The organism is Saliterribacillus persicus (assembly GCF_003337485.1).
In the GTDB taxonomy this organism is placed as follows: domain Bacteria; phylum Bacillota; class Bacilli; order Bacillales; family Amphibacillaceae; genus Saliterribacillus; species Saliterribacillus persicus.
This window is the reverse complement of sequence record NZ_QPJJ01000002.1, coordinates 122,302-134,297: the sequence shown is the minus strand read 5'-3', so window position 1 is coordinate 134,297 and position 11,996 is coordinate 122,302. Positions and strand designations below refer to the sequence as shown.

Sequence of the window (11,996 nt, the reverse complement as noted above, 5' to 3'; positions counted from 1 at the left end):
GATTATTTCTTTGACATCGAGATAAATATAGGCTACTATTTTTATAACAGTAAATCCGACAAAAGAACTAAGGATTTAACAAGAAATATATTTTAGGGGGCAATTTTATGAGAAAGCGTTGGTTTGGAATGATAAGCTTAATGATCGTACTTTCTCTCGTATTAATCGCATGTAGCGATGATTCAGAAGAGACAAAGACAAATGAATCTAATAATACGGAAGAAACAGAAGAGAAAGCGAGTGAAGGTGCAACGGGCGGTGAGTTAAGTATTGCAATTCCTGCACAACCACCAACATTGGATGCGCAAATGACAGTTTCTACTGCGGCATTAAATATTGCGCGACATATCTATGAAACATTAGTCACGTTAAATGAAAATTATGAACCGGTACCTATGCTAGCAGAATCGGTGGATATGAGTGATGACGGAACAACTTATACATTCACGCTACGTGAGGGAATTACTTTTCATAATGGAGAAGAATTAACAACTGAAGACGTTGTAGCTTCTATGAACCGTTGGTTAGAGACTTCTTCTCGTGCTAAATTATTACTAGAAGAAGCTAGCTTTGAAGAAAGTGGAGAAAATGAAGTTACGTTGCAGCTACAAGAACGCGCGGCTGATGTACTCGATATTATGGCTGGTCAAAGTGAATTCCCGGCAATTATGCCAAAAGAAGTAATTGAATCAGCAGACGAAACTGGGGTAACAGAATATATCGGAACAGGACCATTCCAATTTGAGGAGTGGAGACAAGATCAATATGTTCACCTGTCAAAATTTGAAGATTATCAAGCTTTAGAATCGGAAAGAAGCGGACTATCAGGTAAAAAAGAAGCTTTGGTTGATGATATTTACTTTGAAATCGTGACTGATCCTTCTACACGTGTAGCTGGTCTGCAGACTGGCACGTATGATATAGCGGATGAAATTCCGTTTGAAACCTATGAGCAGGTAGAATCTATGGAAGGTGTTAACACACATCTATACTTTAACCGTACATTAACATGGTTTTATAACACCAATGAAGGTGTAATGGCGGATCAAAAAATGCGTGAAGCAATAAATACCGCTTTAAATATTGATGAAATTATGCAAGCAAGCTATATGAATGAAGATGTGTATGAATTAAACCCGGGACATATGAATTTAAATCAAGTGAACTGGGCGAGTGAAGCTGGCATGGATAGTTACAATATTAATGATACAGAAAAAGCACAAGAATTATTGGATGAAGCAGGTTATGACGGTGAACAAATTACGATTATTACCACAAGAGATTATGGTTATATGTATAACGCTGCGATTGTAGTCCAAGAACAACTGAACCAGCTCGGAATGAATGTAGAGGTAGAAAATTATGATTTAGCTACATTCCTAGAACTTAAAAATCAACCATCTGAGTGGGATATGTTTGCTGCAGGTACAGGCTACGTAACAATCCCTGCACAGCTATTAGCATTAAACCCTGGATTTGCTGGGCTAGATGATCCAACGGCGCAGGAGATGCTTGCTGAAGTTCGAACAGCAGAAACACCAGAAGATGCTTATGCAAATTGGGATGAATTACAGGGTTATTTATATGACTCTTTATCAACCACTGTATTTGGTCACCAAAAAGACATTATTGCTACTTCAGATAACGTACAAGGCTTTGAACCTTTCCAAGCACCAATCCTTTGGGATACAACGGTTAGTGAATAAAAAAGTGTGATAACTGAATAATGAAATGACTGAAATGGCATTGCGTAAAAGACAGAAGGGAATAATGGTTAATTCTATTATTCTTCTGTTTTTCTACCTCTGCCATTTCTATTATATTTAAGGGTTGTGCTAAACTGTTAGAAAGGAGGTTGTCACCTTTGTTTGCTTATATTATTAAAAGAATATTATCACTCATACCGGTCTTATTTGTGGTATCTGTCGTTATTTTTTCCATCATACATATTACACCAGGAGATCCTGCTGCAATTATATTAGGGCAAGAAGCGACACAAGAACAAATTGAATCCTTAAGTGAGCAGCTTGGTTTGAATGAACCGATTATAGAGCAATATACAAATTGGGTTATGGGCGCTTTAACTGGTGACTTGGGAACGTCTTATTTTATGCGAGAAACGGTGGAAGAAGCTATTATAAATCATTTAGGACCTACCCTGTCATTAGCTATTTTCGCTGAAATTTTTGCGTTAATCATTGCTATACCGATCGGAATTATTGCAGCTTACAGGCGTGGATCATGGTTAGATCAGTCCTTGATGGGTATTTCGCTTTTAGGTATGGCTGTTCCTAGCTTTATCTTAGGGTTACTATTAATGCTTTTTGTAGGTGTACAATTGCAATGGTTACCAATAGGGGGCTATGCTCCTTTAAGCGATGGACTCTTTACACATTTAAAGTTTCTAATTTTACCAGCCATTTCTCTAGGTGCGATTCAAGCAGCTTTAGTCGCAAGAATGACTCGGGCATCGATGCTAGAGGTGTTAAATAGTAATTATATAAAAACCGCTCGAGCAAAAGGGGTTGTAGAACGTCGTGTAATTTTAAAGCATGCCTTTAGAAATGCTTTTTTACCTATTTTAACTGTTATCGGACAATCATTTGGAACTCTTATTGTTGGGGCTGTAGTAACAGAGACGATTTTTAACATTCCAGGTATTGGGCAATTAATTATTAATTCCGTGGAGCGTCGTGATTACCCGGTGATCCAGGGTGTTGTTCTGATTGTTACTTTTATCTATGTATTTATAAATTTAATTGTAGATTTACTATATGGAGTCATTGATCCGAGAGTGCGTCTAGATAAAAAATAGAGAGGGGGATTAGATGCATGGCTTTACTTAAAAAAGAAGCTTCTTTCACGCAGGAAATGAGAAGCTTTCGCCAACGACAGAAAAAATTACTATTACGCCGATTTTCATCAAGCTCCCTCTTTGTAACTGGAGCAATCATCTTCTTTCTTCTTCTCGTATTAGCATTTATTGGACCACTCGTTATTCCATATGGACCAGTAGAGATGGAAGTCGCGAATCGTTTACAAGCTCCTAGTATGAGTCACTTACTTGGTACAGATGAATTTGGACGAGATTTATTATCGCGTATTGCTCATGGGGCTCAAGTTTCTTTATGGGTGGGTCTAGCAGTTACCGTTATTACTTCTTTTTTAGGCTTAGTTATTGGACTATATTCCAGCTATTATCGTGTGCTAGATCATGTATTAATGCGTATATCAGATGGCCTTATGTCTATTCCTGGTGTGTTATTAGCGATTGCTTTAATGGCAGCATTAGGACCTTCTACTACGAATGTAATTATCGCGCTGAGTATCGTCTTTACTCCGAATATTGCCAGAGTGGTGCGTTCTTCTGCACTTGTTATTAAAGAACAAACGTATATTGAAGCGATGCATGCACAGGGTGCAAGTAGTTTTCGGATTATTTGGAAACATATTGCACCTAACACCATATCACCTTTGATTGTCCAAGCTACCTTTATTTTTGCAGAAACAATCATTACAGAAGCGGCATTGAGCTTTTTAGGCGTTGGAATTCCAGCCCCTGATCCAAGCTGGGGAAATATTTTGTATGACGGGAAATTACTCGTCTTTCAAGCATGGTGGATGGTTGTTTTTCCAGGTATCATGATTGTTTTATCTGTTTTAGGTTTGAATTTATTAGGGGACGGACTACGTGATGTGATAGATCCACACGCAACAAAAGGAAAAAAATAACGAGAGGAGGTTCCTTGTATGACTAACCCTTTATTAGAAGTTAAAAATTTACGCACGCATTTTCATACCGAAAGAGGTAGAGTCACAGCAGTTGACGATGTTAGCTTTTCCATAGCTCCTGGTGAAATTGTTGGGGTTGTAGGAGAATCAGGTTGTGGTAAAAGTGTAACCTCGCAATCTATTATGCGACTTTTCGATGAAAAACGCTTGGTGGAATATGAAGGAGATATTTTGTTTAATAATGAGAGCATTTTACATATGCCGCAGAAGCGCATGCAAAAAATCCGTGGTAATGATATGTCCATGATCTTTCAGGACCCGATAAGTTCTTTAAATCCGGTTTATACTGTCGGGGATCAGATAGCAGAAACCATTCGATTGCATCAAAAAGTAACGAAAAAACAAGCACATCAAAAGGCTGTAGAGATGCTCAGGTTAACTGGAATTCCAGCGCCAGAAAAACGTGTAAATGAATTTCCGCATCAGCTTTCAGGAGGTATGCAACAGCGGGTAATGATTGCGATGGCATTATCCTGTCAGCCATCATTATTGATCGCTGATGAGCCTACGACTGCACTCGATGTAACCATTCAAGCACAAATTTTAGACTTAATTCGTGATTTAAATAAGGATATGGGCATGGCGGTTATGTTTATTACACACGACTTAGGTGTTGTTTCAGAGCTATGTAGTAAAGTAATTGTGATGTATCTAGGTGAAATTGTGGAAATAACTGATACAGAAAGCTTATTTACGAATCCACTTCATCCTTATACAAAAGGATTAATTCAATCAATTCCACAATTAGACGGAGATCGCAAGGATTCCTTACCTGTTATTGAAGGAACCGTTCCTAGTTTAGATCAAGTGCCAAATGCTTGTCGCTTTTCAACGAGATGTCCATTTGCAGATGAGCTATGTAAACAAGAGCATCCTGTACTCGAGCATGATCGTGATGAAAAACATGTACGTTGCTGGCATTATAAAAAGATTGGTTAGAGGAGTGTAAGCATGACCGAAATGAATACGGAAACAACATCAAAGCCTCTATTAGAAGTGCGAAATCTTAAAAAATACTTTCCCGTCAGAGGGGCATTTGGTAGACTTGGTAAAACGCTTGCAGAAGTGAAAGCTGTCGATGATATTTCCTTTAACCTGTATAAAGGAGAAACATATGGGTTGGTAGGAGAATCGGGCTGTGGTAAAAGTACTGCAGGACGATCGATATTGCATCTAACTGAACCAACAAGTGGTCACGTTTTTTATAATGACAAAGATATCTTTTCTTTGTCAGATAATGAAATGCGAAAGCTACGGACAGAATTGCAAATGGTTTTTCAAGATCCATTCTCTTCTTTAAATCCACGAAAAAGAATTGGGGATATTTTAGAAGAGCCGTTAGCTATTCATGATCGTGGGTCAAAGGCGGAGCGTAGAAATCTTGTCTTAGAAATGCTTGAAAAAGTAGGAATGCAAAGGGAACATTACTACCGGTATCCGCATGAATTTTCGGGTGGACAACGGCAACGAATTGGTATTGCACGCGCATTAATTTTAAATCCAAATGTTTTAATATTAGATGAACCAGTATCAGCACTTGATGTATCGATTCAATCACAAATGCTTAATTTACTGAAGGATTTACAAAAAGAATATCAATTAACATACCTGTTTATTGCCCATGATATGAGCGTTGTTCGGCACATTTCAGATCGAATTGGTGTGATGTATTTAGGTCATTTAGTAGAAGAGGCAAATACCGATCAGCTGTTTGATTCGCCGCTTCATCCATATACAGAAGCACTACTATCAGCGGTACCAGTTGCTGATAATAAGAAAAAGAAGGATCGAATTGTAATAAAGGGCGAGGTGCCCTCTCCAATGGATCCTCCTTCTGGGTGTGTCTTTCATACGAGATGTCCATATGTGATGGACATTTGCAAGACGGTTACTCCTAAAAAAAGAGAAAAAGACGAAGGTCATTTTGTAGCATGTCATTTATATGAGGAATAAAGATTAGTAAGGAGCGATTTTTTGGGGATTAATTACTGCAAGTATTGCGGAGAACAACGAGTAGGGAAAGGGAATTTTTGTGCGAATTGCGGTGCATCTTTTACGAAGGCTACGAGTCAAAATAGCTTTCTTTCCATGTTTCAAAATAAGAATAGAAATATCATTATAATCCTTGTGCTCGTCATAGGCGCTTATGTAATATTTGATTTTAATAAGGAAGATCGCGAAGCAGAAGCACTAGCAGTGGCACAGGAGTTTTTTGAATCAGAGTGCATGGAAAGAGGCTGTGAATTTGATTCATTTTACGATATTGAAATGAAGTTAAAACAAAAAGAAGATCAGGAACTAGAGCAGCCTGGGGAATATCGAATAAGTGGTGGCGTCGTGTTAAATGATCCGGAAGGTGATATGCAAGAATATTATTGGTTTGGCATGAATGTGGAATTTTATGAGGGAGAATATGCTAGAGCTGGCTGGCCTTCAATTGAATCGGATGATTATTATGATGAAAGATAAAAAATGAACCCTAACCTAGCGCTAAAACGCTGGCAGGGCTCATTTTTTAGTTGACTAAATAATTTTTATAAACATAAGGAGACGTCATTGCCATTAGTAAAGCGCCATAATTAAGAAAAAACGATACTTCATCGCCAACTGCTAAAATTTCTTGTTTTACATCTAATACAATGTGATCACTACTTGCCCCTAAAATTTCTATCGCTTCTATGGGCATCAATTCATCTACTAAAATATCCTGACGTCCTACAGATAGGATCGCTCTTCTGATTCTACCAATATCTTTAAAAATTGGTGTTTCTCCAAATGCATTTTGACTCATTTCCCCATTAGGATAACTAGGTTTTGTTTTTAATTCGATTATTTCAGATGTGAATGTAAATGCATCTGTATAAAGGTCGGGAATTTTTTGACGATGAATTGTTTCCCGACCAAGAAGAATCGATTCGCCTATTCGAATATTATTAACTAACCCTGGATTGTCGGTGTTTGAAATCCACCAAAAATTAGCTGAATTTCCACCTGAAACAAGTGAGAATTGAAGGGAAAAGGTTTGTTGTGTATGTGCTACAAGCGCAGAAAACTCTTGCATTTTTGCTTCAGTTGGGATGACGCCGCCAAAGCAGGCGTAGTTCGTTCCCATACCGATTAATTCAATGCCAGATAAAGAAAGAACTTCAGGAATGAAGGTTGCTAAATCCTCAGGCATAATCCCTTCACGTAAGTCACCCATTTCAATCATTAACATGATTTTTTGTTTCTGATTGCGAGAGATGGCTTCTTCTGATAATTTACGAATGACAGAAATTTCGGTATTGAAGCTGATATCAGCATACGTAATTACATCTTCAACCTGACTGAAAGAAGGAGTTCTTAAAAGTATAAAAGTGGCCTCTACACCCGCTTCTTTCATTTTGCGTAAGTTAACAATCTTAGAATCTGCTAAATGGGTTATCCCACTATTTATTAGTGTTTGTGCAATTGCAGGACTAGCACACACCCCTTTTACAACACCCATAACTTCAATACCCTTATCTTGATAGAGTGCTTTTATTTTTAGCGCGTTATGGGCAATCTTCTTTAGGTCGATATTAATTCTCGGCGTTTGTAAGGTATTGCTCAATTAAGTGCCGACTGCTTTGATTTTTCCTGTAAAGCTGGAAAGGTAGTTAGGATTTTGTTAATTATTTTATCGCTGCCAAAGGTAAGAATATCGGTGACAGGTAATTGTAAATCTAATTCAGCACGTGTTATTTCTTCCTCTAATTCTTCTTTACTCATATTCTCATGATTCAATGTAACAGCAATTACCTTAGTACTCCCAAATAATTCAATTAAGTCGATTTCACTTTTAATGGTAGGCATTTTTATAAATGGAAAATCACCTAAGAATTCACGTTTTGGAGGGTGTTGTACAATGACAGCATTAGGTTTGGAACCTTTTAAGATCCCTGTGGAGCTTACATAGGCTGGGTGGCTGAGAGCACCTTGTCCTTCGATTAAAAAGAGGTCAGGCTTTTCTTCATTATTTGCTTTTATGATTTGATTTTCTAATTCACCAATGGCGAATTGAAGGGGTAGTGCATCGATTGCAATAGCATACTTTGCACCTTGAATTAATCCTGTTTGACCAGTGCCGATAAATACTGCATTAATTCCAATTTCCTTTAATTTTTCAACAATGATCATGGCTGTCGTTCTTTTTCCAACAGCACTATCTGTGCCGAGTATTGCAATTCTTGGTGGTGTTATTTTTAAAATTTCACCTGAAAATATATGAAGTTCATTTTGTTTTGGGTATTTTCTAACGTCTTTAATCGTAACGCCAAATTTATTTGCGTGTGCCATACAGTCTTCATCTTCTGTTAAAAATTCCTGTAAAGGATTAACAATGTTCATCCCTTTTTCCATTGCTTGCTTTAATATATTTCGTTCTTCTTTACGTAAGACTGCATCTGCAGGAGCAAGACCGAAGATAAATTCCTCTGGTTTTACTGGTAGCTTAGTAAGTGCCTCATCTAAATTCTTGAAAACGGGAATCCCATTTTCCTGTTTATTGATTAATTCACCAGCATCCCAGCCGGTTTTCGTGCTATCTATAACACCTAGTATTTGATAAATCTCAGAATTTCTAATTAGCCCATTGGCTGTTTTTCCGTCCATCTCACCGAAATTCTTTTCACAATAAATAATGGCTGTTTTCTTCATTTTCCTTATTCCTCCTAAAGGTATCAAACAGAAATCATGGAAAATGATAAAACTGCTCCAAAAATAGACTTGTATATACCAAGTCAAAAGATTTGAATAGAATTATATTCCACCTGATGAAAAATTTACCACTAAAGATAACAAAAAAGACTTTGTTACAATCGCACAAAGTCTAAACTGAAAGCGATCAAGATCGCTCACCCTATTACCAAAATATGGTTTCCCCTTACCGCATATTATAGCACAGTTTTGTTGAAACACCTAACGCATTTACAGGATCGGCACCTCACAGTAAGCGCTACCCGAAAATGAGGACAATACTATAATGCTAACCATGCAACGAAAATTCCGACAGCTCCGAATACCGCCGAATAGATTAAGTTGTAGTACGTAATTTTATAAGGGCTTTTCTTTAGGTTCATAGAGGTTAGTGTAACCACTAGTCCATAGGTTCCAATAGGTACTGTTGCAACTCCGCTTGTTGTCAAAATAATTGCTAAACTGAGTGGATTTAAAATTTCTAATAATAACGTGCTTAACCCACCTAGAATACCAATTGTAGCAATCGGATGAATCCCAAACATACTCATAATTACAAATAACAGCTGGACCATTATTAATATAACTACAGGGTAGTCCGCTACCATTAAAATGGGCTGTTGAATGATTGTTTGTGCTGGTGAAGCATTTAAGCTGTTTGCAAAAAATGCGAGCGTCACAAACAACACAATAAAGTTATGCATATTATTGGTGGTATGTTTAAACTTGTCCCATCCGATTACCCAAAAGCTTTTCAGCCTTCCAATTAAAAGAGCCCAGATAAATGCAAATGGAAAAACGAGCATCGTAACAACAAAGATAAATTCATAATCAAAAATATTTCCAATCAAAATAACACATGCTAAAAAAGTGATAAGCGCTAAGGCGAGTTGAGCTATTTTCTTTTTGGAATGATTCGTTAGTTGGTTGTTACCCATTCTAGATGCCGGGTATTTATATTTTCCAAAGTAAATTCTACCCCAAATACTGTCAACGATATACATGAATATCGTAATGCTAAGCATCCATGGTAATAATGCTCCGAACTGAACACCGGTAATAAAGATTGAAATAGCGATTAATACTTCTAATGGACTCCATAATAAAGCAAGAGAATATCCTCTTAACGTAGCCATCATGACAAACTTATCTGCCACATCTTTTTTAATCGGTTTTAAATTATCTACTAAGACGTCCTGTGCAATCGTTGCAGCAGAGACATTTAAAAAAGCGGTTAAAGACATCATTGCTGTAGTACTCCGTTGATATAGAGTACCGAGATCCTTTACATTTCCCCGTAGCAGCTTTTGCATTAAGGTATCGAATCTTCCAGCTCGAACAACACTATTCATCCACGGTAAAACCGCAAGTAAGGTAAGTAAGGATAAATTTGTGCCAAGAAGCGGTGGAATGTCTCTCGTTTGTATATCTGTTGTGATAAACAAGAAAAAACCAGCTATTAAAAAAGCACTGCCTAATATTTTAAAAAGACGATTTGCGAGTGGAAAGCTAATGATAAGCATAATAAAGGATAAAATGCCAAGTATATAAATTAAAATATTATTTGTGTAAAATTCCGTAAAAATATGTAGTAAAAAAATGAAAGAAAAAAAGAGATATAAATAATTCCGCATGTTGCTGACCTTCTTTCTAGTGCTGATGCTACCTATATTATCATATTTAACAGGAATTAGAGATTTCGTTGCTTACTTGGGATTTGACTGATAATGACTGTTATTGATCATTTATGATTGACTTTGATCGTAAATGATTGTATGATATATGTAAGCGGTTAATATGAAAGGTTTGGGATGCAGATGTTAACAGTTGAACGGCAAGAGATAATTCTTGATTCCTTAAAGCAAAAGGAAGTCGTTTCCGTACGAGAAATGGTGGAACAAACTGGTGCTTCAGAATCGACAATAAGAAGAGATTTAACCGAAATGGAAAGTGCCCAAAAAATAAAACGCGTGCACGGTGGAGCCTCTCTTTTAAGAAAAAAGACAGAGGAACCAAGTCTTTCAGAGAAAACGTCACTTTTTCAAGAGGAAAAAACGAGAATAGCAAAATATGCTGCAGAAAAAATAGAAAACGGTGATTGCATTTATCTTGATGCAGGAACTACCACGATGCATATGATTCCTTTTTTACCTCCTAATATTATTGTAGTTACAAATGGTATTCCACATATTCAGACATTATTGGACCAAGGCATTGAAACATACGTAGTTGGCGGGAAACTAAAACAGGGGACAGCAGCTTTAATTGGTGCGAAAGCAATTGAATCGATTCAATCCTTTCGTTTTGATAAGTGCTTTTTAGGCATAAACGGTATTCATCTAGATTATGGCTATACCACTCCTGACCCAGAAGAAGCTGCCGTGAAACAAACGGCTATCGCACAAGCAAAGGAAAACTTTGTAGTAGCAGATGATACCAAATTTGGAGATGTTTCTTTTGCACATGTAGCTAATTTAGAACAAGCCCAAATCATCACAAGTAAAGGCATTTCTTCTGATATGGAGGAAAACATTACAAATAAAACACGATTGGAGGTGGTCTAAAATGATCTACACCATAACTTGTAACCCGGCAGTAGATTATGTTGTACAGCTAGAGCATTTTCAGCCCGGTCAGATTAATAGAAGTAAGAGAGATTTAAAGGAAGCTGGCGGTAAAGGTATCAATGTTTCAAGGGTTCTTGAGATCTTTGGGGAGAAAAGTATTGCTTTAGGCTTTGTTGGTGGCTTCACTGGAAAATTTATTGAAGACGCCTTAAATGAAGCGAAAATAGAACATGATTTTGTTTCTTTAAAAGAGGATACCAGAATCAATGTGAAATTAAAGGCAGCTACAGAGGAAACAGAAATTAACGGAACATCTCCAACGATAGAAGAAAAAGATTATGCCCAACTGGTGGAGAAATTAAGTAAGCTCTCAGCAGATGATGTAGTGGTGCTGGCAGGAAGTTTACCAAGCTCTTTACCAAAGGAAACCTACAGATCGCTTGTTTCCTTGCTAAATGAAAAAGGGATAAAATCGATTTTAGATACAAGTGGGGTACCACTAAAAGAGGCCATTCAAGCTTCTCCTGCCTTTATCAAACCGAATCATATAGAACTTGCTGAGCTATTTGGGGAAGAAGTTCAAAATGATCAGGATATTGTTCGCCTTGCAAAAAGGTTAAATGAGGAATACAACATTGACCATGTATTAATTTCCATGGCAAAAGATGGCGCGATTTATGTGGGACAAGATCAAATTATTCGTTTACGTGCACCAAAAGGAAAAGCCGTAAATTCTGTTGGGGCTGGAGATTCAGCAGTAGCTGGATTTTTATATAAATGGCAAGAAACGAAAGATGCAAAAAAAGCAGCGCAATTTGCTGTTGCAGCGGGTAGCGCTACTGCATTTTCAGCAATCCTTTGTACAAAGGAAGAAGTAGATACATTGTTGCACCATGTGGAAGTACAAACACTATAAGAGAG

At 37.3% G+C, this 11,996-nt stretch carries 11 protein-coding genes; 8 read left to right on the top strand and 3 right to left on the bottom strand.

Annotation, left to right across the window (positions count from 1 at the left end; genetic code table 11):
• Positions 1-107 precede the first annotated feature (107 nt).
• The 6 genes from DFR57_RS02785 (at position 108) to DFR57_RS02760 (ending at position 6,261) form a co-directional block, all read left to right on the top strand.
• Complete coding sequence (locus DFR57_RS02785; protein WP_114351630.1) at positions 108-1,706, top strand: ABC transporter substrate-binding protein; 1,599 nt, start codon at positions 108-110, stop codon at positions 1,704-1,706.
• Positions 1,707-1,864: 158 nt separating this feature from the next.
• Positions 1,865-2,815, top strand: coding sequence for an ABC transporter permease (locus tag DFR57_RS02780; RefSeq protein ID WP_114351629.1), 951 nt, complete (start codon positions 1,865-1,867; stop codon positions 2,813-2,815).
• A gap of 17 nt (positions 2,816-2,832) precedes the next feature.
• Positions 2,833-3,732, top strand: a complete 900-nt coding sequence (locus tag DFR57_RS02775) for an ABC transporter permease (RefSeq protein ID WP_114351628.1) — start codon at positions 2,833-2,835, stop codon at positions 3,730-3,732.
• Positions 3,733-3,750: 18 nt separating this feature from the next.
• On the top strand, positions 3,751-4,731 hold the full coding sequence (locus DFR57_RS02770) for an ABC transporter ATP-binding protein (protein WP_114351627.1): 981 nt from the start codon (positions 3,751-3,753) through the stop codon (positions 4,729-4,731).
• A gap of 12 nt (positions 4,732-4,743) precedes the next feature.
• Entirely contained in the window at positions 4,744-5,745 is a 1,002-nt protein-coding gene (locus DFR57_RS02765) for an ABC transporter ATP-binding protein (protein ID WP_114351626.1), read from the top strand.
• 21 nt (positions 5,746-5,766) lie between these two features.
• The gene (locus DFR57_RS02760) at positions 5,767-6,261 is read left to right on the top strand and encodes a hypothetical protein (RefSeq protein ID WP_114351625.1); all 495 of its coding nucleotides are present in this window, start codon (positions 5,767-5,769) and stop codon (positions 6,259-6,261) included.
• Positions 6,262-6,307: 46 nt separating this feature from the next.
• Here the strand turns inward: DFR57_RS02760 and DFR57_RS02755 are convergent, their stop codons facing one another.
• From DFR57_RS02755 to DFR57_RS02745, 3 genes are all read right to left on the bottom strand, one after another.
• Positions 6,308-7,384 carry an alanine/ornithine racemase family PLP-dependent enzyme gene (locus tag DFR57_RS02755; RefSeq protein WP_114351624.1) on the bottom strand — a complete coding sequence of 359 codons (1,077 nt, stop codon included), beginning with the start codon at positions 7,382-7,384 and terminating at the stop codon, positions 6,308-6,310.
• Positions 7,381-8,469 carry an N-acetyltransferase DgcN family protein gene (locus DFR57_RS02750; RefSeq protein WP_114351623.1) on the bottom strand — a complete coding sequence of 363 codons (1,089 nt, stop codon included), beginning with the start codon at positions 8,467-8,469 and terminating at the stop codon, positions 7,381-7,383. Before DFR57_RS02750 ends, DFR57_RS02755 begins: the two co-directional genes overlap by 4 nt.
• 320 nt (positions 8,470-8,789) lie before the next feature.
• On the bottom strand, positions 8,790-10,142 hold the full coding sequence (locus DFR57_RS02745) for a hypothetical protein (protein ID WP_114351622.1): 1,353 nt from the start codon (positions 10,140-10,142) through the stop codon (positions 8,790-8,792).
• A 183-nt stretch (positions 10,143-10,325) separates the two neighbouring features.
• Between DFR57_RS02745 and DFR57_RS02740 the strand changes: the two genes are divergently transcribed.
• Positions 10,326-11,072 carry a DeoR/GlpR family DNA-binding transcription regulator gene (locus tag DFR57_RS02740; RefSeq protein WP_114351621.1) on the top strand — a complete coding sequence of 249 codons (747 nt, stop codon included), beginning with the start codon at positions 10,326-10,328 and terminating at the stop codon, positions 11,070-11,072.
• Position 11,073: 1 nt separating this feature from the next.
• The gene (gene pfkB, locus DFR57_RS02735) at positions 11,074-11,991 is read left to right on the top strand and encodes a 1-phosphofructokinase (protein ID WP_114351620.1); all 918 of its coding nucleotides are present in this window, start codon (positions 11,074-11,076) and stop codon (positions 11,989-11,991) included.
• Positions 11,992-11,996 lie beyond the last annotated feature (5 nt).